This window comes from Kiloniella sp., from assembly GCF_048270245.1.
GTDB lineage: Bacteria > Pseudomonadota > Alphaproteobacteria > Kiloniellales > Kiloniellaceae > Kiloniella.
Map to the genome: position 1 here is coordinate 273,835 of NZ_JBLWTH010000002.1, position 26,446 is coordinate 300,280.

A 26,446-nucleotide genomic window follows, 5' to 3' on the forward strand; every position below is an offset into this window, starting at 1 on the left:
TGTTTCTCCCCTACACCTCATACAAACAATCCTCACCCCCGTCACTTTTCAGCTATCCGCGTCGTGCCGTCTTTGATAAATATCGGGCCATAGATTTCATCTTGCCTGAGATCGATTTGCCCTTCCCGACACATTTCCAAACTCGCAGCAAACAAAGAAACCACCGCCGATCTTGCCAAAATACCGCGTTCTACCTTAACCGGGAGAAATCGGCTGAGATCTTGCCAGTCAGGAATAGTCCCAAGAAAAGCTGATAGCCGCTTGATCGCGTCATCCACAGAATGAAGCTCCATATGTTCGATAAGCAAACTTTTTTCTTCTGTTCGCACCTGACTGTTTGCATAGGATTTTAGCAAATCAAAAAGCGATACATCGTAACTTGTTTTATTGATTACCCCGGTATTTTCCGGTAATCCCCGCGCAAAGAAATCAATGCCTAACTGTGGTCGCGACATCAAGGTTTTGCCTGCATCCTGCATCGCCTGCAAACGCTGCAATTGAAACTTGAGCGCGGCAGCAAGCTCAGCCCCGCTGGGCTCTTCTTCTCCCTCAGGTTCCGGCAGAAGTAATCTTGATTTCAAATAGGCAAGCCACGCCGCCATGACCAAATAGTCCGCCGCAAGCTCCAGCCTTAATTCATGCGCCTGTTGAATAAAATCTATGTATTGATTCGCCAGCTCAAGAATTGATATCTGGGTCAGATCAACCTTCTGATCCCGTGCCAACTGCAGCAAAATATCAATCGGTCCCTCAAAGCCATCCAACTCAAGTACAAGCAGATGTAGGGCTTTTACCCCCTCCGATTGTTCTGATCTGTCGTCTTCTTCAAAGGGAAGTGTTTCGGACACTGATTTCCTTAAACAGCTAGATGATGTTTAGATTTGCAATCGCTTGAAAGAAAGGAAGCATAGCATGAATAGATTTAACAATCACATAACTGATTAAATTCAGATCCATACCAATTTGGCGACCAATCATCGGTAGAACAAAAATCAAACCAATAAGAATAATCATGCCGTATTTTTCCAAACGGGAAAACGGAACAGCCAAAGATGTTGGCAAAAGGCCGGTCACTACACGACCACCATCAAGCGGTGGTATCGGCAACATATTAAAAACAGCCAATACCAAATTAACGAGAATCGCATTAGACAAATTTTGGGCAATCCATTGCCCCATATCCCCTGCTTCAGGGCCAATAAAAGATAGAAAAAAAGCTGCTATTAAAGCTATTAAAATATTTGATCCAGGCCCAGCAAGAGCAACAAAAACCATGTCTCTTTTAGGGTTACCCAATCTACCAAAAACAACCGGGACTGGTTTAGCCCACCCCAAAAGATAGGGAGAGCCAATGAATAGTAGCATACAGGGCAACAATATTGTGCCAAATGGGTCTATATGTTTAAGAGGGTTGAGAGTGACACGTCCTAACTTTGAGGCCGTATCGTCACCAAGAACACGGGCAACATAGGCATGTGCCGCTTCATGAAAAGTAATCGCAATTAAAAATGGCAGAGCCCATACTGATGCTTTAAAAAGAAATTCGTTAATATCCATAAATGTAAAGACCTGCATTTTATAATTGAACGGCTCAAAAAATCCTGAACCAATGGCTCTTAACTGACTAGGTTTTATGACCAGTAGGGAGAGATTATTTCTGTAAGCTCGTCGAGTGTTTCATTCCACTCAACATTACTATTTTGGCGAAGCTTCCAAGCCTGATCCAAACGATCCGACTTCGTGCTGTCGATTTTTTGCAAGCCTTTGGCAACGGACATCATTTCTTGCTGATCCCCATTACAATGCAATGCCAAGTCACAGCCAGCTGACAATGTTGCTTTGGCACGCTCTTCGTAAGTTCCCGCCATAGCCTTCATAGATAGATCATCAGACAATAAAATTCCGCCAAAACCGATCTCGTCACGAATCACTTGTTGGATCACTGTTGGCGAAACCGTCGCAATATGGTCGGGATCAATCCTTTCGTAGATTACATGCGCCGTCATCCCCCATGGGGCCGAATTCATAAGCTTGAAAGCCTTGATATCATGACTTGAAAGCTCATTCCGCGGTGTATCCACCCTTGGCAGTTCTTTGTGGCTGTCAACCGTCGCACGACCATGTCCGGGCAAGTGTTTGATGACAGGCATTATCCCGCAGTGAAGGAAGCCCTCGATAACCTTTGTTCCTATTGTCGCAACTTTCTCGGGCGTAGCCCCATAAGAACGATCTCCGACAATTTCATGTGCCCCCGGTATTGTCAGATCCAAAACAGGTGCACAGTCAGCGGTTACACCAAGTTCTTTGAGTTCGTAAGCGATCAAGCAGGCATTGAGATAAGTCGCTCGCAAGGCTTTTTCCTGATCACGATCAAATATCTGCCCAAAGATAGCTGCCGGCGGTGTCTTGCGCCAATGAGGCGGACGCAATCTCGCAACGCGCCCTCCCTCCTGATCAATCAGAACAGGCAGATCATCATTACCAGAAAGCGATTTCAGTTCAGAAATAAGGTTTCTTATCTGATCAGGGGTGTCACAGTTACGGGCGAAAAGAATATAGCCATAGGGTTTAACTTCAGAAAAAAAACCTTTTTCCCAATCGGTTAAGTTATGGCCTTCACACCCAAAGATAACTGAATTCAACCCCACAACCTCACTCCTGAACCTTATTTAACTTTTTTGACCAAACAATCGCGTTTGGCTGCTTTCAGTTTTGAGCAAAAATCACTCGCGGCTTGTTTATTTTCAAAAGGTCCTGTTTGCAGGCGATAGCGAACGCCAACGCCGGAAATAGACGCTTTTTCAATAATCGGCTGCTTACTGCCCAAAAGATCATTCAACTTCCGCTGCATGTTCTTCCATTCAGTCATTGCGCCATCTTTGGATTTCAAAGAAGCCAATTGTAGCACGTACTGACCAGATACCGGTTTTTGTGGAACAGTAGCCGGAGTTGTTATTTTTGGCTCAGCCTTCTTGGCAGTCGTGACAGAAGATGGTTCTGGTACCACAAGGTCTGGTGCTTTCGGAGCTTCCACTTTTTTGGCCACGTCTTCCTCAGATTTAGGAGCTAAAACGGACTCAACTTCAGACGCTTTTGGTTCAGGCGCTTTTGGAATCGAACTTCCCTCACCTGTATTGGCAAGAGATTGCTCTTCAACTTTGGTTGTTTCTATTTTTTGGGCAACGGATTGTGATGCTTTTTCAGTTGCCTCTACTGCCTGTGCTTCAGCCTGACTGGTCGCGGACTGGGTCGCCGTAGAGTTATCAACCTCTGGCTCTGACGCCTTGGGAGGCTGCGGTATTTCTGGTGGAGGTAACAGCTTTTCAACTTGTGCATTTCCGCTTGCACCGGAATCATTATTAAGAACCAGCTTGTCCTGATGAGGAATAACCATTCCCCCCGGTGATTCCGGTTTGGTCTTTTCCGGTGTTGTTTCAGCCTCTATGAGAGGAATAGCATCGGGTATATTGTTACTTGGCTTATTATCACCAAGCATAATCAAAATGCCACCGCCGACAACAGCAACCGCAATCAGGCCAAGGCCAATTGGTACAAGCTTTTTAAATAAACCAGCACCGGGATCATCATCAAAATCCAGATCATCTTCCCAATACTCTTCATTTGAAAAATCATCATGTATATCCTGAGCATCTTGATCTGTTGATACGCGCATGCTCTCGTTTTGACGCACTTTCTCAAAATCCTTTAGATCATCATCGGAAGAATTTGATGACATCAGCGCATCTCCTTAGCAGGTTCAATACCAAAGACGTCCAGCCCCGAAGCAATAACAAGGGATGTTGCCTTGACCAGCGCCATCCGCGCTTGTGTCAGATCCTGATCGTCAGTCACGATGAAACGTAACCGTGCATTATCTTTCCCTTTGGTCCAAAGGCCATGAAGTTCCCCCGCCAAATCATAGAGATAAAAAGCAATTCTATGTGGCTCATGTGCTTCGCCCGCACTTTCCAAAAGACGCGGCCATTCACAAAGCCGACGGATCAGGCTTAACTCACCCTCGCTGTTTAGCTGTGACAGATCAGCTTGCTCCAGAGCTTCTATAGAAAGATCCATATCAGGAAACTCGTTCTTCGAGTGCTTTAGGACCGAGCAGGACCGCGCATGAGCGTACTGAACATAAAACACAGGGTTATCGCGGCTTTGTTCCACAACCTTCACTAGGTCGAAATCAAGCGAGGCATCATTTTTACGGGTCAGCATGATGAAGCGGACAACATCTTTGCCGACTTCGTCAATAACGGACCTCAGGGTAATAAAGTTCCCTGAACGCTTTGACATGCGGACCATTTCACCGCCACGCATAAGGTTGACCAACTGGCAGACCTTGACATCAAGGCTACCCTTTTTCTCGGTCATCGCCGTGACTGCAGCTTGCATCCGCTTGATATAACCGCCGTGATCCGCCCCCCAGACGTTAATCATGGTGTTAAAGCCACGGCGATATTTGTCTAGGTGATAGGCCATATCGCCTGCAAAATAAGTCCAGCTACCGTCAGATTTTTTGATTGGCCGATCAACGTCATCACCGAAGTCAGTTGATTTGAAAAGTGTCTGTGGACGTGCTTCCCAATCATCAGGCTTTTTACCCTTGGGTGGTTCCAGCACGCCCGTATAAACTAAGTCGTTGGCTTCCAGAAACTTCATTACTTCGTCAACGCCACCAGCTTCAACCAAAGCGCGTTCGGATGAATACACATCCATCACGACACCCAGCGCCGCGAGATCGTCACGAATAAGATTCAGAAGTTGATCAATTGCAAACTTCCGAACTTCAGAGATCCAGTCTGCCTCTTCTTTACCCAGCCACTTATCGTCGTCTCTATCGGCCAGTGCTTTACCGACATCTTTCAAATATTCACCGGGATAAAAACCTTCAGGAATTTCACCAACATCTTCGCCCAGAGCTTCGCGGTATCGCAAATAAGCAGAGTTTGCTAAAACATTGACCTGATTACCCGCATCATTGATGTAGTACTCTTTGCAAACGTCATAACCTACCTTGGCAAGAAGTGCAGCAAGCGCATCACCAACAACGGCACCACGTGCATGTCCAACAGTCAGGGGGCCAGTAGGGTTTGCAGAAACGTATTCAACATTGACCTTTTCGCCCTGCCCCATATCAGAATCGCCATATGATGTTCCTGCTTTGAGGATCGTCCCAACCTGTTCGAACCAGAACTTTTCATCCAGACGTAAATTAATAAAGCCCGGCCCCGCAATCTCTACCGACTTGATAACATCCAGATTTTCAAGACGTTTCGCTAAAAGGCTCGCAAGGTCACGTGGTTTCATCCCCGCAACTTTGGAAAGAACCATGGCAGCATTGGTTGCAGCATCTCCATGGGAAGAGTCACGAGGAGGTTCCGCAGCAACGCGGCTGAAATCCAGACCCGTTGAGATTTCTCCGGCAGCAGCCATATCTTCTAATTGCGCGACAACTTTACTTCTTAAGTCTTTAAAAACGTTCATTTTATCTCAAAATCCAGATTAAAAATCTGTCTATGTTGTTCAAAAGCGTATCGGTCGGTCATACCAGCGATATAGTCTGCGATCAATCTTGCGCTACGCTTTGTTAGTTTAGTACCAGCTTCAAGACGCCAATAATCAGGAAGCTCTTCTGGGTGCTCTGAATAATGCGAAAAGAGGTTTCTCACAACCTGCTTTACACGTTTACGCATTTCTTTGACTTTTTCATGGCGATACATGTGTTCAAATAAAAATGCTCTTAGTTGTTTTTCCACCTCACGAAACTGATCCGAAAAAGCAACCATTGCCCTGTTTTGACAGCGAATATCAAAAGCGGTCTTCGGGTTTGCTTCCTTTAACCTTGTTTGCGTCTCAGACAAAACATCACTGATCATATAGTCAACCAGACGGCGTACAGCTTCGTGGACAAGGCTTTCAGTTTCAAGGTTAGGATATTTCTTCAATACCTGGCGGAATATATCACCAACCACAGGAATGGGCAAAAGGTCATCAACGGTAAAAAGCCCGGCCCTGATACCATCATCTATATCGTGATTATTATAGGCAATGTCATCGGCAATAGCCGCAACCTGCGCCTCAAGGCTTGCAAAGGAAGACAGCTCCAGATCCCGCGCGTTCTTACAATACTTTGACATGGATTCTGGTACATACTCTTCCCGGCTGTTCGGTCCCTCAATAGGGCCGTTGTGCTTTGCCAATCCCTCAAGGGTTTCCCACGTCAAGTTCAACCCGTTGAAATCGGCATAGCGTCGTTCCAGCTGCGTCACAATCCGAAAAGTCTGTTCGTTATGATCAAAACCGCCAAAGGGTTCCATCACATCATGCATGGCATCTTCACCAGCATGCCCAAAGGGAGTGTGCCCAAGATCGTGGGCAAGAGCAATTCCCTCGGCAAGATCTTCATTTACACCAAGCGTTCGACTTAATGACCGAGCGATCTGAGCAACTTCAAGGGAATGGGTCAGACGCGTTCGAAAATGATCCCCCTCGTGATAGACAAAAACCTGCGTTTTATATTGCAGCCGACGAAACGCAACAGAGTGGATAATACGATCCCGGTCTCTCTGAAAACAGGTTCTCGTCTTGCTCTCAGGTTCTTTCAGCAAGCGTCCTCGACTGCTTTCCGGAGACGATGCATATAATTTTTTCGAATCGTTTTTCGTCATAGGCAAAGACTAACCCGAAGAGAGACTTAGTAAAGCAAAATGAATTCATGAGTATTCATTGAACAAGCTTGCTCATTCAGAACAGAAATTCAACGCTTTAAACACACGATTAACAACTATAAAAAGCATCTCTTTCATAATATTTCTATTACTGGATGATCTGTCCTGATACAGTCCCCCAATAACATAAAAAAAATCCTGGGGGGGGCAGTGCTTTGTATCTTTTATGGCGGTGCTGGGGTGCTTTTGTAGCACTCTTAATTACAATATTATCTGTTCTTACAGTACTATCCATTCTGCAGCATAATTCTGTATTATCTAACCTTGTCCAACATCGAATAGCCGTTGTTGTCGAATCAGTCGACGATGCTCTGTCTAAAAATGGCCCTTCTGTTTCAAATCTCCCGAATGCGCGGCAGATACTGACGCAAGTAAAGGCGCTTGCCCCTGACATCAACGCAATCCACATTTTGAACGCAAGTGGTAAAATCGTTCACTCAACCGACAGAACGCAACCATTAAATCTCTCACAGGCGGAAATAAACCTGAAGAGAACGAGTAAAGATGAGACATGGAATAAAGAAACCGATAAGCATTTTTTTAGCTATAAAAAAATAAACAATACGAGCGGCCATTTAATTGGAACTGTCGCAGCAATTTACCCTAAAACTGGCTACAATATCACTGTCGCAAATTTTACCTTCATCGTGATAATTACAGCTTTAATTTTACTTCTACTATTTTCAGTGATTGGATTTATTGTCCTCAGGCTCCGACTTTCAGAAGCTGTAAAATCAGGTAATTTGTTAAAACAATGGTACAAAGCTCGGTCGAATGTTCCGACAGTTTATCAGATCCCAGAAGGCGCAAGAAAAGAACAGGTTAATCCGCAATTTATGGAGCTCTTAGAGAATCTGAACGCCGCGGATAAAAATTATGACCAAATAGATTCTCAATTAAAAAAATGGGAATCAGAGTGCCAAAACCAAAACGCCCCTGCGCCCAGAGTATTGCCTCAGAAGATTGTGATGAGCCCTCTTTTGGATATACGTCTGGGTATTGCTTACCAACGAAAGGTATATACTTGGATTATCGGCTTGATTATCGCTGCCACACTGTCTTTAGGGTTTGTCACATACACTTCCGTCAATGCCTCTCTCAAACCAGAAATGGTAAAGCGAACCGACCTTATTTCGCAAATAGCAACAAACAACATTCAACAAAATGTCACCGCTGGAATTCCCATAGCAAGCATAAATAACCTTGAGGAAGATTTAAACAACACCCTCACCCATTTCCCCGAGATATCCTTTATGGGTGTTGCGACAGGGAAATTTATTTTTACTGCAGGTGATTGGCAAAATCCATTTTATTCAACGACACAAGACGCACGTAAACTTCCCATCTATCCTATCGTCTCAGATGAAAAGAACGTTGGATACATTATCATTCGACCAGATGTAAATTATATCGCCAAGCAATTTCGTGAAGTTGCATTGGACCTAACTGTCATCGTTCTTGTTGTCTTGCTTTTTGCTTACGAGGTCATTGTTCTCGTAATGACGATGTCACTGAGCTCGCCCCTAAACAGACTTAAGCAGCTATCAGAAATGCAAGCCAACGGCGATTATTCCAGTGTTATTATTCCCCGACGCGGAAACTTTACAGAATACTTAATTACCCGGCTATCAAATAGGACGCATAGTATTCATAAGAGATATCAAGCTTTGGCAGCATATCTAAAAACAACAAAAACTAAGGCTTTCCTTCAAGAAGAACTGACCTCTATGGCTGGGAAATTTAAACTTCTGACCGAGGGGCCTTTGACACTGACTTATCCCTATAAAAACGATATCCGGCTTGCGCTCTTTTTATTCGCTGCCGCAGACGAACTCGCTTTATCTTTCTTCCCCTTGTTCACAAGAGCCGCGGAAAATCCTTTAACATGGATTGATCCGGCTATTGTCATTTCCTTGCCAATCGCTGGATATCTGATTGCTTACCTTTTTGCTGCCCCTTTTGCCCGGTCGCTAACAGGTAAGTGGGGTCACAAAAAAATGATCCTCGGGGCTCTAATTTTTATTTTCCTTTCAAACTTTGGGATGTTTTTTGCCACTAATGTATTGGAAATCATTTTCTGGCGATCTTTGGGGGGCATAGGATATGCCTTTGCCGTACTTGCTTGTCAGGATTATGTAATTGACTACGAACCCCGTGGTGAAAGAACCAAATCACTCGGTCAGTTCTCAGCAGCCCTTTTTGCCGGAATTTTTGCAGGTACAGCTTTGGGCGGCGTTCTTGCAGATCGATTTGGAACATCCATCGCTTTTATGTTCAGTGCTTTTCTTGTTGTCATATCCGCCATATTGCTAACCCGGATGATTCCCCCGGGGTTAAATACGAAAACAAAAGAAGAAGCTCCTCTGCGGTTCAAGTCCATAGCAGCATCCCTTAAAAATCCTCGTTTTTTTGCAGTGTGTATGGGGCTTGCTGTTCCACAAAGCCTAATGGACCAGGTTTTTATATCCTATCTCTTTTCATTACAGCTTGACGCGCTTGATGCCTCAACTGCAGATATAGCCCGACTTTTAATGGTTTACTTCTTTATGATAATGCTTTCGGGTACTTTATTAGGATGGCTAACCAACAGTAAAATAAGCGAAAGCTCTATTGCAGTGACAGGCTCCTTGATCACGGCTGCAGGCCTCATACTTACAGCATTTATGCCTTCGCAATGGACTATGTTAATCGCAGCTGCAAGCACCGGGTTCGGCCATGGCCTACTTCGAGGCCCACAAGTTGAACTTACAATGAAATTAGCCGAAGGAGAATTGAAACACTTGGGCTCAAACTCTGTCCTTGGCGCTCTACGATTATTTGAGAGATGTGGTAGCATTCTTGGTCTATTGATAATCGCTGCTATTGCGGGATATTGGGGATTACCAACTGCCATCTCATCAATAGGCGTTATCATTCTAGGTGGCTTAGTGATCTTCGTTGTTTATTACATCGGCACTAATTTCATTGATTTTTTAAACAAAAGAAAACTGTCTTCGAAATATGAATCTTGAAAAAATGAATAGATTTAGATGTAACGATAACCTATCTATATAGTCAGATTAACAACTAGCCTTCAGTATACTGCTTTTATAGATACAGAATTTCTAGTTTTCTGGATCGTAAACATTAATTGTAGGCTTACAGGTTATGAGTAGAATATGACAACAGATGATCAAACTCCTTATATCTCCTTATCAAGCAGTGCCGCAAAGCGGGTGGCTTTGCTAGCAGAACAAGAAGGTAAGCCGGACTTAATGTTACGAATAACAGTCTCTGGCGGCGGTTGTTCAGGTTTCCAGTATGGTTTCTCTTTTGACAATTCTGTTAATGAAGACGATAAAACATTCCAAAAGGACGGCACCAAAGCTGTAATCGACGAAATGTCTTTGGACCTTCTGAATGGCTCCGAGGTCGATTTTGTCGAAGACCTGATGGGTGCGTCTTTTCGCATAACAAACCCGAATGCCACAGCCTCGTGCGGGTGCGGGACTTCTTTTGCCATATAAATTGGTACCATATAAAAGTAACGCGCAGTTGTGTGTACCCTTCTAAATTTTAAATCTCTAGTGTGAGCCTTATCCAATGGTCAAGATCGCGACTTGGAATGTCAATTCCATTAACAAACGACTTCCAAATGTTCTCGATTGGATAAAAGCGGCCTCTCCTGATGTACTTCTGCTACAAGAACTAAAAACTGTTGCAGAAAAATTTCCCTATATGGAATTTGAAGAGCTTGGCTACCATATGGAAGTCGTCGGACAGAAAAGCTACAACGGCGTTGCGCTGATATCCAAAGAACCTATAACAGATGTCATAAGAGAACTGCCCGGTGATCAGGAAGATGATCATGCAAGATACGTCGAAGGAACCACCTTTGGCATAAGAGTTGCCTCTATCTATCTGCCCAACGGCAATAACAACAGTAATCTGACGGATGAAATCAAATTTCCCTATAAATTAAAGTGGATGGACCGTCTTAACACCCACGCCCAAAAACTATTAAAAACAGAACAACCCATTGTTCTTGCAGGGGATTACAACCTGATCCCAACAGACGATGACGTCTTTTCCCCAAAACGCTTTGAGGGCAGCGCGCACACCCATCCAAGTTCAAGAGATCGTTTTCGTGTGATGGAAAACCTTGGCTACACCGAAGCCTGGCGCGCACTCAATAAAGAAGCACATGTTTATAGCTATTGGGATTATCAGCGCAGTGCTTTTGATCATAACAACGGTATCCGTATAGATCTGATGATGCTGTCACCACAAGCCGCAGACATTCTAACGAGCTGCTGCATAGATAAAGATCCCCGTGGAAAAGAATCACCATCGGACCATACACCTGTGATGTGCGAACTATCTGCCTGACCCTGGGCTAATGACTTAGGTTAGCAATATGTTCTTTCCCCTATTTGATAACCTTCCAAGACTCCTTATCGACAAACCGTGGGTTACCATAGCCACCATTTTTTCTTGCTGCCTTGTTTATCTTATTCAAGCTATATCACCAGAACCATTTATGGCGCGAATGATATATGCCTTGGGCCTTATCCCCGACGTATTACTTGGAAACGCCCAACGCCCACAGTCTATTGATTGGGTCTCCCCCATATTCACTTTGGTTACCTATAATTTTCTGCATGGCGGCTTTATGCATCTTGCGGGTAACATGGTTTATCTTTGGGTATTTGGTGACAACATAGAAGACGCAATGGGACACCGGCGCTTTTTTGCCTTTTTTATCTGTTGCGGCATCATAGCTGGCATTGGACAAACCGTTATTACGGGGACATCTCAAACACCTATTGTTGGTGCAAGTGGAGCTGTCTCTGGTATTCTCGGGGCTTACTTGCTGCAATACCCGAAAGCAAAGGTTCTCATTCCGATTTTTATGGTCCCGATCTTCGTTCGCGCTTACCTGTTACTTATTTTTTGGATTGGCTTTCAAATTTTCTCAGCCTTTTTACCAGACCAATCCGGTGTAGCCTGGTGGGCACATATAATTGGATTTTTTGGCGGCATGGCCATATTTCCTTTTTTCCGACACAAAACCTTGCCACTGCTTTGTCCAGATGAACTTCCGCGCGGTATAAAAATACGCAATAAATCTAAATTTCACCGTGGATAAGTCAAGGGCCGGTACAATACCCCTAAAAACAAGCCCTCGCCTCACCTCATTTTCCTTCGATTTGGTAACTTTTTTATTCTTTTGCGAAATAACCATGGACGTGAGCCCATGGATTACCTAATTATCTTACAAGAAACTTAATTTAAGACACGACGTAACGTTAGGATTATTACTGTGCCTGAGTATCGTTCAAGAACCTCCACCCATGGCAGAAACATGGCAGGTGCCCGCGGCCTATGGCGCGCGACTGGTATGAAAGATGATGATTTCGGAAAACCGATCATTGCCATTGCCAACTCATTCACACAGTTTGTCCCCGGCCATGTTCACCTGAAAGATCTAGGCGGACTGGTTGCCGATGAAATCGAGAAATCAGGCGGTGTTGCGAAAGAGTTCAATACCATTGCTGTAGATGATGGCATCGCAATGGGACACGACGGCATGCTTTATAGTCTGCCCTCACGCGAAGTCATTGCTGATGCCGTAGAATACATGTGTAACGCGCACTGTGCTGACGCTGTCGTTTGTATTTCCAACTGTGATAAAATCACCCCGGGTATGCTCATGGCTGCAATGCGCCTAAACATTCCTGCAATCTTTATTTCCGGTGGCCCAATGGAAGCCGGAAAAATCGTTCTGGATGGAAAAGAACGTAAACTAGATCTCGTTGATGCCATGGTTGATGCCGCGGATCCAAACGTCAGTGACGAAGATGTCGCTGCGATTGAAAGATCCGCTTGTCCAACTTGTGGTTCTTGTTCTGGAATGTTTACAGCGAATTCCATGAACTGCCTGAGTGAAGCCATGGGCCTTTCTCTTCCAGGTAATGGCTCTTTGCTTGCAACACACCAAAGACGTGGTGAGCTTTTCAGAGAAGCCGGACGCCGTATCGTCGATCTCACAAAACGTTACTATCAAGAAGGTGATGAGAGCGTTACACCACGCGGCATTGCCACTTTTGAAACCTATCAAAACGCCATGGTTCTCGACATTGCCATGGGCGGCTCAACCAATACAATCCTTCACATCCTTGCGATGGCAAAGGAGGGTGGTGTTGACTTCTCCATGTCAGACATTGATGCCCTTTCAAGAAAAGTACCTCAGTTGGCCAAAGTCGCGCCATCCACAACCAAGTACCATATGGAAGACGTCCACCGTGCTGGCGGTATTATGGGGCTTTTGGCTGAACTTGATCGCTGCGGACTAATTCATCGAGATCGCCCGACAGTTCACGAAAAAACACTCGGTGATGCGATTGATAAATGGGACATCATGACCACTGATGATCCCGAGGTGAAAAAGTTCTATTCTGCGGCACCCGGTGGCGTACGAACCACGGAAGCATTCAGTCAAGATCGCTATTACTCATCCCTAGATGATGACCGTGCCAATGGCTGTATCCACAGTGGTGAGAATGCATTTAGCCAAGAAGGTGGTCTTGCCGTTCTGTTTGGAAACATTGCCTTGGACGGTTGCGTCGTTAAAACAGCTGGCGTCGATGATTCGATCCTGAAATTCACAGGAAGCGCACGCATTTTCGAATCCCAGGATGCAGCCGTAGCAGGCGTACTCAGCGGTGAAGTTGTCGCTGGTGATGTTGTTGTTATTCGTTACGAAGGCCCCAAAGGCGGTCCAGGTATGCAGGAAATGCTCTACCCGACCAGTTACCTGAAATCCATGGGACTTGGTAAAGCTTGTGCGCTTTTAACCGACGGGCGTTTCTCTGGCGGCACATCTGGTCTATCAATTGGTCACGCATCTCCCGAAGCAGCACAAGGTGGCGCAATCGGTCTTGTTGAAGCTGGTGATGCCATTGAAATTGACATCCCCAATCGGACAATTAACGTACTCGTCAGTGACGAAGAACTGGATATGCGCCGTAAAGCCATGGATGCCAAAGGCAAGGATGGTTGGAAGCCTGTGAAACCACGCGATCGCAAAGTAAGTTCAGCCCTTAAAGCCTACGCTCACTTCACAACATCGGCCGACAAAGGTGCTTATCGTGATGTTGATCAATACGACTGATAGATAAACATCTATCGTTAAGTAAAAAAGGCCCAGAGTTAATCAAAACTCTGCGGCCTTTTCTTTATCTGCAAGGAACGCTTTCTTAATTACCGAAACGCAAGAGAAATCATTTCCAGTAAGAAGTCCCTGCCCTTTTTATAAAGAACCTCTTGATCATTTCCTTTTGCATTTGCCAAGGGTGTCACCAGAGCTCTTTCAAAATGGAAAATTAACGTTCCATGCTCCTGAAGCTCATATTCCGAAAGATATGCCCCTTGATTAGCCATCAGCTTAGCTAATCGTTTCGACAGAAGAATACTATGATCAAGATCCAATTTCCTTAGATCTTCATTCATCCCCATGGCTTTCAGCAATCGATCCCGAACAATTAAATCTGTTTGAACCTGATTGAGAGCATCAAATATTTTACTAAAAAGCTTACGCCATCCCATCTGCCTGGATTGCTTCATTTCCATGCGATCAAAGACGTCATCCATTTCACTCAACCATCTTTGATAAAGGGCAAAGATAATGGCTTCTTTATTTGGAAAGAACTGATAGAGCGTTGCGATATTAACGTCGGCAAGTTCAGAAATACGGCGCGTGGTCAGCTTGTCCACACTGCTCGTTGTCAACAATGTTGATGCAGCAAGCAATATTCTCTGAACACGCTGCTTAGATCTTTGCTGGGCTGGCAACCGCCGCCGGACTAATGTAAGGCTTGGAGTCATCTCGTAAATCTTTGGTTATCATTTTTTATGAGAATACAAAGACCAGAGATATTTTTATATACGTAGATAAACGTACAATGCCTTAAAACAGCATTTTAGCACTGCCATTCAAATACAAGAAAGCCGCCCGAATGAGCGGCTTTCTTATGAATTTATCAAATATGACAAATATTTCTTTTAGAGATCGGCAATCCGCGCCAGCGCTTCATCCAGTTTTGTTTTCACTGACATGAACTCTTCCCGACGGGCTTTCTTTTCCTCAACAACTTGTTCAGGTGCTCGAGAAACGAAATTTTCGTTTGAAAGCTGCTTGTCAATTTTCGCAATCTCTTCGAGCGTTTTTTCCATTTCTTTATTCAGGCGAGCTGTCTCTTGCTCAACGTCAATGATACCTTCCAGCGGTAACGCGAAAGTCGCATCATCAAGCACAATCTGAATAGCTCCTTGCGGTAGATCTTCATCTGTAAAATCAACAGAGGAAAGACCAGCAAGCCACTTCACAACATCTTTGTACTGACCAATCTTAGCCTTGACTGCATCAGAACCGTCTTTGAGCAAAAGCGGTGCCTTTAGTTTTGGCGGGGTGTTGAGTTCCGCACGTGTAGCCCGGATATCAGAGATAAGCTTGATAACCCAATCCATCTCTTTATCAACATCAGCATCCGTATGGCGTTCGTCAAACTTTGGCCAAGACGAAGAAATAAGCGGTGTCGCCCCTTCATTGCCTAGGTTTTCCCAAAGTTCCTCGGTAATATACGGCATAATCGGATGTAACAAATGAAGTGTCTGCGCCAAAACCCATGCAATAGTTGCTTTGGTTTCTTTAGTCGTTGCCTCATTCCCCGCAGCCAATACAGGCTTTGTGAATTCCACATACCAGTCACAGTATTCATTCCAGAAAAAACGATAAAGCGCGTTGGCGGCATCGTTAAAACGGTAATCATCCAGTGCTTTGTCAACGGCCGCAGTCGCAGCAGCAACACGCCCGACGATCCACTTATTAATCGGCTCGTTACAGCTCAGCGGATCAAAACCCGGATCGTAAACAGCACCATTCATCTGGCTGTAGATCGATGCATTCCAGAGCTTGGTACCAAAGTTGCGATAGCCTTCAACACGGGATGATGCCAGTTTGATATCACGACCAGGTGCCGCCATCGCCGCAAGAGTAAACCTTAATGCATCACAACTGTATTCAGAAATAACTTCCAGAGGGTCAATAACATTACCCTTGGACTTGGACATCTTTTGTCCGTTTTCGTCGCGCACAAGTGCGTGGATATAAACGGTCTTAAACGGCACCTCTTTCATAAAGTGCATGCCCATCATCATCATTCTGGCAACCCAGAAGAAGATAATGTCAAAACCAGTCACCAACACATCACCGGGATAATAGCGCTCAAGCTCTTTCGTTGTTTCTGGCCATCCAATAGTAGAGAAAGGCCAAAGAGCAGATGAGAACCAAGTATCCAGAACATCTGGATCTCGGGTCAGTTCAACTTCTTTGCCAAATTTAGCAAAGGCAGCTGCTTTGGCTTCTTCTTCAGTTTCTTCGACAAAGATTTCACCGTCAGGACCGTACCACGCCGGAATTTGGTGGCCCCACCACAATTGACGGGACACACACCATGGTTGGATATTACGCATCCAATCATAGTAGGTGTTTTCCCATTGTTTAGGGACGATTTCAGTCTTGCCAGTTTCAACAGCTTCCAAAGCCGGTTTAGCAAGTGTCGCGGCATCAACATACCATTGATCCGTAAGCCATGGTTCAATTGGAACGTTTGATCTGTCGCCATAAGGAACAGAGTTCAAGTGGTCATCAATCTTGTCGAGAAGTCCAAGCTCTTCAAATTTGGCAACAATTTTCTTACGCGCAACAAAACGATCCAGTCCTTGATAATCATCCGGCGCATTTTCATTGATGTGCGCGAATTTATCAAAAACATTGATCATTGCCAGATTACAACGACGACCAACTTCAAAGTCGTTGAAATCATGCGCAGGGGTAATTTTAACAGCCCCAGAACCCGTTTCAGGGTCAGCATATTCATCCGCGACAATAGGGATTAAACGTCCAACAATCGGCAACTTCACCTTCTTGCCGATCAGGTCTTTGTAACGATCATCATCGGGATGCACAGCAACACCGGTATCACCCAGCATTGTTTCAGGGCGAGTAGTGGCAACAACAATGTATTTACCGTCTTCGCCATCAATGGGATAACGGAAATGCCAAAGCTTACCGTTACTTTCTTTTTGAACAACTTCAAGATCAGAAATCGCAGTCAGAAGCTTTGGATCCCAGTTTACCAAACGCTTGTCTTTATAGATCAGGCCTTCTTTATGAAGTTGAACGAAAACCTTACGAACGGCTTCTGAAAGCCCTTCGTCCATTGTAAAGCGTTCACGCGGCCAATCAGCAGAAGCACCGAGATGACGAAGCTGTTTAACAATTGCACCACCAGACTCTTCTTTCCACTCCCAAACAGAATTCAAGAATTTTTCACGACCAAGATCGTGTCTGGAAATTCCCTTTTCAGCCAGCTGGCGTTCAACAACCATCTGAGTTGCGATACCTGCGTGGTCAGTTCCTGGTTGCCAGAGAACATCATGCCCTTTCATGCGCTTATACCGAACAAGGACGTCTTGCAGGGTAAAGGTCAACGCATGTCCCATGTGGAGATTCCCCGTGACGTTCGGCGGGGGCATCATAATGGTATAAGGGTCAGACGGGGAATTAGGATCTGCGGAGAAAGCTCCGGATTTTTCCCAACGCTCGTAATGCTTTGCCTCAACTTTTTCAGGGCAATAGGTTTTGTCCAGCATTACTGGGTTCCTCTTAACTAAATATTCTATGTGAAATAATGCTAGCATTTGCTAGCAGTTTCGGAAGAAAAAAGAAAGTCCGAGCCTTATAAATCTTCGGCCCGGCGCACCATCTTTTTAATTTCTTCGCGGACAATCCGCTCAACCATAGGGCCTAAGCGGACATCAAGCCATGCTTTAAGCTCGGGGACGAGTGCTTCGCGAACGATATCTTCCAAGGTTTTTCCTGTACCAATGGCTAAGGAACGCTGCACAACAGCAGCACGCGCTATTTCAGATAGTGCCGAAGACGTTGAATCCTGAGTTTCTTCCTGAAGGATACTATCAGCATCAGGCGCATCAAGATCGATATCGTTACCAACATCAAAATTTTCAGATTCATCTAAGGGAGTTTCAGATAATGCAGCAACTTCGATCTCGTCTTCAACTTCATCAAAAGAAATATCGCCGATATCATCATCTTCTACAGACTCTAGATCAGATTCCAACTCAGGTTCGCCAGCTGCGGCTTCAACTTCAATCTCGTCATCTTCAGGCTCATCTTCTTCGGGCTCACCCATTGATGCTCTAAAGTCTTCTTCAATCGAATCTTCATCAGAAGCCGCTTCTAAAGGGTCCTCTTCTATATCAGACTCTTCAGGGGCAGACTCTTCGTCCTCAGAAACTTCATCGGTTAGCTCGAGAACATCATCCTCTTCTGCTTCAGGTTCTTCTGCCGCAGGCTCTTGTGCCTGAGCTTCTTCCCCCTCACCTTTGGCTCCATCACCTTCTGGATCGTCCTCGGAAATAATCCGGCGAATTGACGCCAGAATTTCTTCCATTGATGGTTCACCCTGGGCTTCTTGATCACTCATTGAAATGCTGTCCCACCGCTTCCTTAACTGCGAACACTACCTGTTACCAATACAATTTCGGTAATATACGTTAGATATTATTGAAAAAGAAGGGCTTTTGCACGCCTATTTTTCAATACCCAACCCAAACCACTTATCTCTCACGTTATTATAGTCTTCTGCCGGATCAAAGACATTAACAGGTAAACCAATATACTGTGCTGTCATTTGCCCCATAGAGCTCAAGACCTGATAAGTAGCAACAACTTCATCTCGTTGTGCTCTGACAAGATTAACCTGTGCATCCAGAAGTTCCTGTTCGGCATCAAGTACATCCAACACCGTTCTTTCACCAACTTCTTCTTCCTGGCGCACGCCGTCCAAGGCAATTTCAGCGGCATTAACGGAAGAGGTAAAGGATTTTATCTGTGCCTGAGAACTAATCAGATTTTCCCAGGATGATACGCCTTGTTGCTCAACCGCACGCATCTGCTCAACAATTTGGATTCTACGTTGATTTGCAGTTTGCTTAGCCTGACGCACCCGACTGCTAACCAATCCCTGTTGATAAATCGGCACAACCAACTGCGCCAAAATTTCACCGGATGTGCTATCAATATCCTCGCCAGATGTTTCGTCAGAACGACTGACCCGTCCGACCAATGATAGGTCCGGGTATAGTTCGCCAGTTATTTCCCTGACTTGGTTTTTGGACGCCATTTCATTGTATTTAGCAGCAAGAAGTGCCGGATTATTTTCTCGCGCAACACCTAAAAGTTCATCTTCACTTGCGGGTAAAACAGCGAAAGGATTAGGACGCGCCAGTGCTTCATCAGGATACTCGCCAACCACCTCTTCAAACACGGCCTTTGAAGAATTTAACGTTCCTTCCGAAGCAATGCGCTGAGCTGTAGAGGTCGAATATCTGGATTCTGCTTGTGCAACATCCGTCCTTGTTAACTCACCAACATCAAAACGATCACGTGTTGCTTCAAACTGTCTTGCCAGAACTCTTTCATTGTTAATATTAAGATCTAGAATAGCTTGATCCCGCCAGACATCCGCATAGGCGGTTACTGCCCGTAACAGAACATCCTGTTCCACAGAAGTAACAGACGCTCGCTCGGCAAGTACTAGATTTTCTGCTTGCTCTGTTGCCGCCTGAGTACGTCCTCCCTGATAGAGAGATTGCGTTACCTGTAATGTCGCATTCAATGGCTGTGTAGTATCAGTAGAATCTCCGGTTGGGGTGTCAGTATCAGTTCTGCGGACCCCAGCAGAAGACGTAATTCGGACATCAGGCCGCCAAGCAGATAGCGCTTGAGGAACACCTTCGTTAACAGATTTCAAGCCAGTTTGCGCACTAGACAGTGATGGATTGGTCTCATAGGCCTTAATCAAAGACTCATTCAGGGTTTGAGCCAGAACACCGTCGCCCCCAAAGCCGCCGGAAAGCCCAGTGTAAACTGCGACACTAACAATGGCACATCGACTTAAAAGCGCTTTTTTCGTGTTTCCGATAGATTTAATCATCACGTTGTCCAAAATTAATCCAATGCCAAACTTAATCTGATAACGGCCCCGCATTGCGCGGATACCTATATAATGAAATGAAACCGTATATGTGGTTTATATCTGTGTCTTTTAAGAGCATACAAAAAGTTATTAAACAGGTCACAGGCTATTTACAACTTTTTGTACATATAAAAACTGGCGCAAACTGCGCCAGCCTTCCTACAAGCTTTAACGTATAACCTTAGTGCGACCTGTCGTCAGAATATATGACCCAACATTTAAAATTGGATACATATTTGGTAGAGCATCAAAATCTATTAAAATAAAAATGCTTCTTTGGCTTCAAAGCCTGGTAACAAAGGTGTATTCGCATCAAAAATCACGCGACCGGAACAATTCCCTGCATGCTTTTCAATCAAGGTTGCATGCCCCAGCGTCTGTTTATTTCGGGCATTTACGTCCTGAACAACTGCAATCAAACGCCCATTTTCAGCCAATTGTTCTAGTAGAGAATCTGGAACTTCAGAAACGGCTCCACCAAAAACAATTAAGTCGTAGGGGGCTTGTTTCGGATAACCTTTAGTCAATTCAGCCTTAACAGCAACGGCATTTTCTGTTCCGTGCGATGCGAAGCGCTCATTCATCGAATCAACCAGCTCATCCGTATCTTCGATTGCCACAACAACACTGACAACTTTGGATAACACAGATGCGGTGTAGCCAGTCCCTGCACCAACAACCAGCGCCGTATCATTTTCCTTGGGATCAATAGATTGAAGCATACGTGCAAGAACCATTGGTTCCATCAAATAGCGGCCATGGTCCAGCGCCAAGTCTTCATCTACATAGGCAATAGCTTTTGAAGCTTCCGGTACGTATTCTTCCCGTGCCACATTTTCAAACGCAGACAACACACCGTCATGCGTCACCTTATTGGTGCGCAACTGGCAATTAATCATGTTCATGCGAGCTTGTTCAAAGTTATTCATCGTTAGAAACGCCGATTATCTGTAAAAATTTTGTGGGATAATAACCAAGTGACCCCAACCTTTCCAGATAAAGTATCCGTTTTTATTATTTTTATCTAGTTAACAAAGGTTCTAACAGGGCCTCAACCCAACAATAAGATCCCTTACCCCTACTTTTTACGCCTAAATTACATTGCCAACAGTCCCCCAGCATATAAATGAAACTGGAATCGAGATTGATCTCTTGACCTTAGCGATAACCACTACTATACACTGCGGAACTGCCAACGAATGAATATTCGTCAGGATGGCCCGGTGGCAGAGTGGTGATGCAGAGGACTGCAAATCCTTGTACGTCGGTTCGATTCCGGCCCGGGCCTCCAAAATATTCATCTTTATGATATCCCCTAATATTTAAAAATCATCCCGATACATAACCTCGATTAGCAGTGTGTTCTGTTGATTTTATGCATGCTGAATAATAAAACCCTACGCCGAATCTTCTGTATTAGGGTCGCCAGTGCTGAATTACCACCAGAGAATCAACAGTGTCAGATTAATCGCATCAGTATTTGATCAGAGTCTTATTACTAGGTAGATGCTTTTCAATCAGAAAACTATATCCGATTTTCTATCAGATATCGTGCGAATTATCCCCACTCTTGGTCTTCATCCTTTTGTTAAAAGCCAGAAACCAAGGATAAGAATCTATTTTTCACCTCAGATAAATCTAGCGAAGTCATAAGCGCCTCAAGCCTTTGATTTAAAAGGAACAAAAAAAATTAAAAAAAATGCATAAAAGTTATTGCCAGCATGTAACACCACTGTTATAACCCAACCCGTCGCCAACGAGGCGGCACAAACATTGATCCGCGATAGCTCAGTTGGTAGAGCAGGTGACTGTTAATCACCCTGTCGCAGGTTCGAGTCCTGCTCGCGGAGCCATTACAAAGACCCTAAGTTGTTGAATATCAACGACTTAGGGTTTTTTGTTACTTTGGATCTAAAAATTATCAAACGAAAAGCTAAAACACGTTTACAAACCTTTGCTGGTATAAGTCTTTGCATGCAAGCAATATTATAATTGACGACCAACCAAGTTTGCTGGATTTTGGCTACACAAATATACCCACAAAAAAGTTTAGAGCCTATAGAGAATTATAAAATGAAATATTGTATAGCCCTTATCTTTGTTTTTATCAGCGGCACTGCTTTTTCGACTGAAATCAAGACAGCAAATCAACTTTATCAAGCTTGTAAAACTGAACAAAAAGGCTGTGATACACACATACGGGCAGTTTACGATACTCTTGAATACAGAGAGTTAATGTGTCCGCCCGACAACATCACAAACAAAGAAGTAAAAGACATTATAGTCCAAGAACTTCAAGAAAACCCCCAAACCCGGCACAAGCCATCAATTGACCTAGTTATGGTTTGGCTTCTAAAACGTTGGCCTTGCACATAGGTATAACGTGGTGAGAGAAAAGCATCCCTAGTTTTTTATCTTAAATAAAATCAAAACCTTACTCAGACAAAAAAAGAGGCAGAAAGATAATAATAGATCTTTCTGCCTCTCATTGTATTAAGCCCCTGAAGGGCCTTTTATCTCGAAAAAAAATAGCCTTTACTTCACAGCTGTAATTTTATCATTTATTGCGTACAACACACATTCGTTATTAGAGGATTTGGCTTTACATATTTCAAGCGCAGTTAACTTCAATTTATTATAAGGAGCCACTTCCTGTGATCTCGCCCGCGCAGTTGTTCCATCTTTGCTAATCGCAAAAGCGAGATTAACATCATCATTTTTGATACTAACCAAGTCTAGATACCTACCAAATGCAGTTTTTTGTCCGGAAGTAATTTCAAATTTCTTAGGATCGTAAAGATCTACCTTGATTTCCGCTTCGGGTTTCGTCTTCTTTTCCCAAACAATTTCACCACCAAGATCGTAAACCTTACAGGGCTTACCATTTGAATACTTTTCACATTGCTTAATAGCTTTGGGCATAGATTGTAGTCTCGTACCGCGACATTGAATGTCAGGGCAATAGTACCATCCCCAGCTGGTACTCCCATCTTCGGTTACAGCAAAAACTCGCGGGTTAGATCTTAAGTATTTTTCATATGATTTTTGTGCACTAGAGCTCAACGTAATTGATCCGGATCCAACCAAAGAAGATGTCGTCGCCCCCTTACACCCCATGGTAAACAGTACCAAACATAATACGATCAGTCGTCTCATAAGTATTCCCCCAGTTTTAAGCTTAATTAGAAACTTGAAATGCCCTCAAAATATACCCTTTCCTTTACACAGAACAAGCCAACCAAACAACCCAAAAGAGAAACAGATCACAGTAAAACGTCTTTTACGGTGACAAATTCATTATACAGAGAACCACTAAATAACATTTTTACACTGATTACGATAAATTCAATTTTGCAATTTATCCCGAGAGTTATATAAAGATAAAAATTTATTAACTATAATTTCAGGCTAATGATCCGCGACAGACATATGGCACTCAAACTATTCAGAAGCTCAGCATTGGCTTTATCCATGGCGTTTTATATCGCCCCAACGGTATCTTTTGCTGATGGTATTCTTTTCGCCAGAACAGCACAGGAAGCACAGGATAATGGCAATCTGGAACTCGCTATAGAATATTACACGCAGGCATTGAATGAAGGTGATCTGTCAAAAAAGCATCAAGCTTATGTCTTAAACAACCGCGGCACTCTTTTTCAGGACCTAAACCTACCTATCGAAGCAGAACAAGATTTTATTCAGTCTATAGAGCGCCTACCAACCTATGGAGATGCCTACTTTAACCTAACCTCTCTCTACCTCGTTCAAAACAAAAATGACGAAGCTCTATCTTGGTTAAACAAAGCGTTGATTGAAATTCCCGAGGACGCTGAGCTTTTGTTGAAAAGAGGCGTTCTCTACCGGGAACAAAACGAAATTGAAGCCGCTCTTCAGGATGTCTCTCAAGCCGTATTGATAAAGCCTGAACTGGGAAAAATTTTAATCAACGAAAGTAACGTCTATCTCGGCACTTATATAGATTATGCGACAATCGATCATTTTATTACAATTTTATCAGAAGAACCGCCATCGCTAGATGCCTATATTAAACGCGCAAAGGCCTATCTCAGCACAGGCTTTCTTGAGCAAGCTTTGGCAGATGCCGAATACGTTATAGAATTAGAGCCAAAATCGTTTGATGCTTACCAAGCAAAGGCAATTATTCTCTTTTCACAAGGGGCATACGATAAGGCCATTCGCGCTTTTGATCTTGCCCTACACTACGCCCCAAATAATCCGGAAATCTTTTATAACCGAGGCCGTCTCTACAAGAGCCTCGGCGACAACAACAATGCTTCGTTTGATTTTCAAATGGCTTACAGTATCAACAGGCAGGAAAAAAAGTACCGGAGAGAACTAAAAGAACTTGGTCTCGTTAAATAGTCTGCTCGCTATTAGCATAAATTGAATTAACCCATCAGAAGAATTAATCAGCGACTATTATTTTGATCAAAAAGCTTGGCGATACGTCTTTGTTGGGTAACGCTGAGTGTCGGCCAGATTTTGTCCATATTTTCTTTGGCTTCTTTAGCGCCTGCCAAATACGCCCGCCCATACCAAATATACGCAGCTTCGTTCGGATCCAGTTCTTTTTTGGTTTTAGGCATCATGCCTTGAACATACATCCAGGCCAATAACTCCATGGCTTCTTTATCGCCTGAATTGGCCTGTTTATTGATCGTGATCAGGTCCTGCTTGTATAGCTTCCCACCTTGAACATTTCTTGCGGCACCTACTCTATTTTCCAGCACTTTCGCCGCCTTTAGCATTCTTTCTGCTTCGGCTTTTTTATTATCCTCTAGCGCATCACGATAAGTCGTGTAGGATTTATCTATGTCGATTTGTTCTGGTAGGTCTGAACACCAATCCGGCGGTGTATAATCCGCACCACATTGATCCCAATTTTCTAACTGCGAAGATTTATCCCAATTTTTATAGCCTGGTTTTTCAGATGCATTTACGTTCCCGGCATACGCAAAAAACAAAAGCGCGAGGGACAATAACCTTATAAAATGGGTAGGCATCTTCATCATATATAACATAGTTGTTAATTTTATCAGAACCAAAGCTAAGATATTGTAAACGAGAAACAGTTTATACCCAAGCAGTCGCAAAACACAAAAAAACAATAAGTTTTCGTCTTGGTTCTATGGTACTTCTTGATAAAGGGTACTCCCAGATTTCCTGATCTTTAGCGTCAGGTCTGCAATATGGAAGTTTGAATGAAAGAAGATAATGATCACAAGCTTGATCGTGTAAACCAGATTTGGGTAGACGAAGCGGTTGTTTCTCATCGTAACTATCTGGATGGGCGCGTCGGCGGAGCGCGATTATTCCTTTCTTTTAAAGATGCGAGAAAACTTAACTTTTCCGACCGTCAGCTCGACACAGCTGAAATGGTCGGTGCCGATTTGGTCAATACAAATTTCACCAAAACCAAATTGGAACGGGTCAACCTTTTTGGCGCTGACTTATCCGACGCAGTTATGAGAGGATGCTCACTACGAAAAAGTGACCTACGGGGTGTTTGCCTTGAGAATGCCGACCTGGAAAACGCGACACTATCCGGAGCAGATATTCGAAATGGCTTTATACTTATCAGAAAACCAGATGGTACCTATGTTCCGGTAAAACATGACGAAGCGTCCAATTTTGATGGTATTAACCTGAAAGACGCAGATCTTAGTGATGCCAAGCTTGGCCGAGTCATAGGCCGTAGAACAAACCTAACCAATGTAAATTTCAAGAATGCAGATCTGTCCGGGGCGGTAATGGCGAATTCTGACGTCAGTGGGTCTATCTTTACAGGTGCAGATTTAACCGATGCAGATTTTAGCGGCTGCATATTCCATGGCGCAAACTTGAGCGGCGCCCTATTGAATAACACCAATATGGAAGGCGCCGACCTAACCGCTGCCCATTTCAGTAACAGCGACATGACCTACGCCAATACTCATCAGGCCAGTCTGCCCAAAAGCATCGACGATCTTGATCGATCAATACGGGATATCCTCGAAGATCATCTCGTGTGGATCAACTCTCTTGGTCGTAAAGGAAAACAAGCAATTTTAACCGCATATGACCTTCAAGCCAACGATCTGGCAGGCATCAATCTTCAGGCCGCAGAGCTCTCCTTAAGCAACCTGTCCAACTGTACTTTCCTCGCCAGTCGCCTCAATATGGCCAATATGTCTGGCGTTATGGGCTTGAACTCTAACTTTAGCGATGCAGATTTACGTGGCGTGAAATTGGAAAAAGCCAATCTGACCGGGGCAAGCCTTCGGCACTGCCGCCTCTCCCCCATGATGATCCTAGGCACACAAGGCAATTCTGTATCTGCTAACCTTAAAAACTGCTGTCTTGATCGAACAGACCTTGAGAGCGCGAACCTACGTTATGCAAATTTAACTGGTGCTCGGGTTCGCTTTGCCAACCTGGCCAACGCTGATCTTTCAAATGCGAAATGTGTCGATGTTGACTTTACTGGGGCAGATTTGCGAAGTGCGAACCTTGAAAATACTGACTTACGTGGGTGCAAAGGCTTAATACTGGAGTAATCACACTGGTTTTCCGTATTATAATACAAACTACATTTTCTATTGTAATTTA

21 protein-coding genes and 2 tRNA genes are annotated in these 26,446 nt (G+C 44.2%); 10 read left to right on the forward strand and 13 right to left on the reverse strand.

Annotated elements, in window-relative coordinates:
* Nucleotides 1-41: 41 nt before the first annotated feature.
* From ACN0W5_RS06495 to ACN0W5_RS06520, 6 genes are all read right to left on the reverse strand, one after another.
* Nucleotides 42-848 (reverse strand): segregation and condensation protein A, encoded by an 807-nt coding sequence (locus ACN0W5_RS06495; RefSeq protein ID WP_417453355.1) that lies wholly within the window; start codon nucleotides 846-848, stop codon nucleotides 42-44.
* Nucleotides 849-864: 16 nt separating this feature from the next.
* Complete coding sequence (locus tag ACN0W5_RS06500; protein WP_417453356.1) at nucleotides 865-1,557, reverse strand: site-2 protease family protein; 693 nt, start codon at nucleotides 1,555-1,557, stop codon at nucleotides 865-867.
* 74 nt (nucleotides 1,558-1,631) lie between these two features.
* Nucleotides 1,632-2,648: a beta-N-acetylhexosaminidase gene (gene nagZ, locus ACN0W5_RS06505; protein WP_417453357.1), complete on the reverse strand. Its 1,017-nt coding sequence runs from the start codon at nucleotides 2,646-2,648 to the stop codon at nucleotides 1,632-1,634.
* Between the two features lie 17 nt (nucleotides 2,649-2,665).
* On the reverse strand, nucleotides 2,666-3,736 hold the full coding sequence (locus ACN0W5_RS06510; protein WP_417453358.1) for an SPOR domain-containing protein: 1,071 nt from the start codon (nucleotides 3,734-3,736) through the stop codon (nucleotides 2,666-2,668).
* Complete coding sequence (argS, locus tag ACN0W5_RS06515; protein ID WP_417453359.1) at nucleotides 3,736-5,490, reverse strand: arginine--tRNA ligase; 1,755 nt, start codon at nucleotides 5,488-5,490, stop codon at nucleotides 3,736-3,738. The genes ACN0W5_RS06510 and argS overlap by 1 nt, the downstream gene beginning before the upstream one ends.
* Complete coding sequence (locus ACN0W5_RS06520) at nucleotides 5,487-6,674, reverse strand: deoxyguanosinetriphosphate triphosphohydrolase (protein ID WP_417453360.1); 1,188 nt, start codon at nucleotides 6,672-6,674, stop codon at nucleotides 5,487-5,489. Before ACN0W5_RS06520 ends, argS begins: the two co-directional genes overlap by 4 nt.
* 215 nt (nucleotides 6,675-6,889) lie before the next feature.
* Here ACN0W5_RS06520 and ACN0W5_RS06525 point away from each other — a divergent pair, with 215 nt between their 5' ends.
* The 5 genes from ACN0W5_RS06525 to ilvD all read left to right on the forward strand — a co-directional run bounded on the left by ACN0W5_RS06525 (nucleotide 6,890) and on the right by ilvD (nucleotide 13,887).
* Nucleotides 6,890-9,745, forward strand: coding sequence for an MFS transporter (locus ACN0W5_RS06525; protein ID WP_417453361.1), 2,856 nt, complete (start codon nucleotides 6,890-6,892; stop codon nucleotides 9,743-9,745).
* A gap of 147 nt (nucleotides 9,746-9,892) precedes the next feature.
* A complete protein-coding gene (erpA, locus tag ACN0W5_RS06530) occupies nucleotides 9,893-10,240 on the forward strand; it encodes an iron-sulfur cluster insertion protein ErpA (RefSeq protein ID WP_417453362.1) in 348 nt (115 codons plus the stop codon).
* A gap of 76 nt (nucleotides 10,241-10,316) precedes the next feature.
* Nucleotides 10,317-11,102 (forward strand): exodeoxyribonuclease III, encoded by a 786-nt coding sequence (gene xth, locus ACN0W5_RS06535; protein WP_417453363.1) that lies wholly within the window; start codon nucleotides 10,317-10,319, stop codon nucleotides 11,100-11,102.
* 151 nt (nucleotides 11,103-11,253) lie between these two features.
* On the forward strand, nucleotides 11,254-11,862 hold the full coding sequence (locus tag ACN0W5_RS06540; protein ID WP_417453364.1) for a rhomboid family intramembrane serine protease: 609 nt from the start codon (nucleotides 11,254-11,256) through the stop codon (nucleotides 11,860-11,862).
* Between the two features lie 174 nt (nucleotides 11,863-12,036).
* Nucleotides 12,037-13,887: a dihydroxy-acid dehydratase gene (ilvD, locus tag ACN0W5_RS06545; protein WP_417453365.1), complete on the forward strand. Its 1,851-nt coding sequence runs from the start codon at nucleotides 12,037-12,039 to the stop codon at nucleotides 13,885-13,887.
* Between the two features lie 89 nt (nucleotides 13,888-13,976).
* Here the strand turns inward: ilvD and ACN0W5_RS06550 are convergent, their stop codons facing one another.
* The 5 genes from ACN0W5_RS06550 to ACN0W5_RS06570 form a co-directional block, all read right to left on the reverse strand.
* On the reverse strand, nucleotides 13,977-14,600 hold the full coding sequence (locus tag ACN0W5_RS06550; protein ID WP_417453366.1) for a TetR/AcrR family transcriptional regulator: 624 nt from the start codon (nucleotides 14,598-14,600) through the stop codon (nucleotides 13,977-13,979).
* Nucleotides 14,601-14,777: 177 nt separating this feature from the next.
* Entirely contained in the window at nucleotides 14,778-17,429 is a 2,652-nt protein-coding gene (locus tag ACN0W5_RS06555) for a valine--tRNA ligase (protein WP_417453367.1), read from the reverse strand.
* 86 nt (nucleotides 17,430-17,515) lie between these two features.
* Nucleotides 17,516-18,283 carry a DUF2497 domain-containing protein gene (locus ACN0W5_RS06560; protein ID WP_417453368.1) on the reverse strand — a complete coding sequence of 256 codons (768 nt, stop codon included), beginning with the start codon at nucleotides 18,281-18,283 and terminating at the stop codon, nucleotides 17,516-17,518.
* A 105-nt stretch (nucleotides 18,284-18,388) separates the two neighbouring features.
* Nucleotides 18,389-19,795: a TolC family outer membrane protein gene (locus ACN0W5_RS06565; protein ID WP_417453369.1), complete on the reverse strand. Its 1,407-nt coding sequence runs from the start codon at nucleotides 19,793-19,795 to the stop codon at nucleotides 18,389-18,391.
* Nucleotides 19,796-20,094: 299 nt separating this feature from the next.
* Entirely contained in the window at nucleotides 20,095-20,766 is a 672-nt protein-coding gene (locus ACN0W5_RS06570) for a protein-L-isoaspartate O-methyltransferase family protein (RefSeq protein WP_417453370.1), read from the reverse strand.
* A 288-nt stretch (nucleotides 20,767-21,054) separates the two neighbouring features.
* On the opposite strand from ACN0W5_RS06570, the gene ACN0W5_RS06575 reads away from it, so the two are divergent.
* From ACN0W5_RS06575 to ACN0W5_RS06585, 3 genes are all read left to right on the forward strand, one after another.
* Nucleotides 21,055-21,128 (forward strand) — tRNA-Cys (locus ACN0W5_RS06575).
* A gap of 486 nt (nucleotides 21,129-21,614) precedes the next feature.
* Nucleotides 21,615-21,690: transfer RNA gene (locus tag ACN0W5_RS06580), tRNA-Asn, on the forward strand.
* Between the two features lie 139 nt (nucleotides 21,691-21,829).
* Complete coding sequence (locus ACN0W5_RS06585) at nucleotides 21,830-22,213, forward strand: Rap1a/Tai family immunity protein (RefSeq protein WP_417453371.1); 384 nt, start codon at nucleotides 21,830-21,832, stop codon at nucleotides 22,211-22,213.
* Nucleotides 22,214-22,372: 159 nt separating this feature from the next.
* Here ACN0W5_RS06585 and ACN0W5_RS06590 read toward each other — a convergent pair whose 3' ends face one another.
* A complete protein-coding gene (locus ACN0W5_RS06590; RefSeq protein WP_417453372.1) occupies nucleotides 22,373-22,993 on the reverse strand; it encodes a hypothetical protein in 621 nt (206 codons plus the stop codon).
* A gap of 273 nt (nucleotides 22,994-23,266) precedes the next feature.
* On the opposite strand from ACN0W5_RS06590, the gene ACN0W5_RS06595 reads away from it, so the two are divergent.
* The gene (locus ACN0W5_RS06595; protein ID WP_417453373.1) at nucleotides 23,267-24,220 is read left to right on the forward strand and encodes a tetratricopeptide repeat protein; all 954 of its coding nucleotides are present in this window, start codon (nucleotides 23,267-23,269) and stop codon (nucleotides 24,218-24,220) included.
* Between the two features lie 47 nt (nucleotides 24,221-24,267).
* Here the strand turns inward: ACN0W5_RS06595 and ACN0W5_RS06600 are convergent, their stop codons facing one another.
* Nucleotides 24,268-24,861 carry a hypothetical protein gene (locus ACN0W5_RS06600; protein ID WP_417453374.1) on the reverse strand — a complete coding sequence of 198 codons (594 nt, stop codon included), beginning with the start codon at nucleotides 24,859-24,861 and terminating at the stop codon, nucleotides 24,268-24,270.
* 198 nt (nucleotides 24,862-25,059) lie between these two features.
* Between ACN0W5_RS06600 and ACN0W5_RS06605 the strand changes: the two genes are divergently transcribed.
* Complete coding sequence (locus ACN0W5_RS06605; RefSeq protein ID WP_417453375.1) at nucleotides 25,060-26,394, forward strand: pentapeptide repeat-containing protein; 1,335 nt, start codon at nucleotides 25,060-25,062, stop codon at nucleotides 26,392-26,394.
* Nucleotides 26,395-26,446 lie beyond the last annotated feature (52 nt).

What these genes read in the sequence shown, in the direction of transcription:
- ACN0W5_RS06500 (WP_417453356.1), bottom strand. Translation starts at nt 1,557, where the DNA reads ATGGATATTAACGAATTTCTTTTTAAAGCATCAGTATGGGCTCTGCCA.
- ACN0W5_RS06510 (WP_417453358.1), bottom strand. Translation starts at nt 3,736, where the DNA reads ATGTCATCAAATTCTTCCGATGATGATCTAAAGGATTTTGAGAAAGTG.
- argS (WP_417453359.1), bottom strand. Translation starts at nt 5,490, where the DNA reads ATGAACGTTTTTAAAGACTTAAGAAGTAAAGTTGTCGCGCAATTAGAA.
- ACN0W5_RS06520 (WP_417453360.1), bottom strand. Translation starts at nt 6,674, where the DNA reads ATGACGAAAAACGATTCGAAAAAATTATATGCATCGTCTCCGGAAAGC.
- erpA (WP_417453362.1), top strand. Translation starts at nt 9,893, where the DNA reads ATGACAACAGATGATCAAACTCCTTATATCTCCTTATCAAGCAGTGCC.
- xth (WP_417453363.1), top strand. Translation starts at nt 10,317, where the DNA reads ATGGTCAAGATCGCGACTTGGAATGTCAATTCCATTAACAAACGACTT.
- ACN0W5_RS06540 (WP_417453364.1), top strand. Translation starts at nt 11,254, where the DNA reads ATGGCGCGAATGATATATGCCTTGGGCCTTATCCCCGACGTATTACTT.
- ACN0W5_RS06550 (WP_417453366.1), bottom strand. Translation starts at nt 14,600, where the DNA reads ATGACTCCAAGCCTTACATTAGTCCGGCGGCGGTTGCCAGCCCAGCAA.
- ACN0W5_RS06555 (WP_417453367.1), bottom strand. Translation starts at nt 17,429, where the DNA reads ATGCTGGACAAAACCTATTGCCCTGAAAAAGTTGAGGCAAAGCATTAC.
- ACN0W5_RS06560 (WP_417453368.1), bottom strand. Translation starts at nt 18,283, where the DNA reads ATGAGTGATCAAGAAGCCCAGGGTGAACCATCAATGGAAGAAATTCTG.
- ACN0W5_RS06565 (WP_417453369.1), bottom strand. Translation starts at nt 19,795, where the DNA reads ATGATTAAATCTATCGGAAACACGAAAAAAGCGCTTTTAAGTCGATGT.
- ACN0W5_RS06570 (WP_417453370.1), bottom strand. Translation starts at nt 20,766, where the DNA reads ATGAATAACTTTGAACAAGCTCGCATGAACATGATTAATTGCCAGTTG.
- ACN0W5_RS06590 (WP_417453372.1), bottom strand. Translation starts at nt 22,993, where the DNA reads ATGAGACGACTGATCGTATTATGTTTGGTACTGTTTACCATGGGGTGT.
- ACN0W5_RS06595 (WP_417453373.1), top strand. Translation starts at nt 23,267, where the DNA reads ATGGCACTCAAACTATTCAGAAGCTCAGCATTGGCTTTATCCATGGCG.
- ACN0W5_RS06600 (WP_417453374.1), bottom strand. Translation starts at nt 24,861, where the DNA reads ATGCCTACCCATTTTATAAGGTTATTGTCCCTCGCGCTTTTGTTTTTT.
- ACN0W5_RS06605 (WP_417453375.1), top strand. Translation starts at nt 25,060, where the DNA reads ATGAAAGAAGATAATGATCACAAGCTTGATCGTGTAAACCAGATTTGG.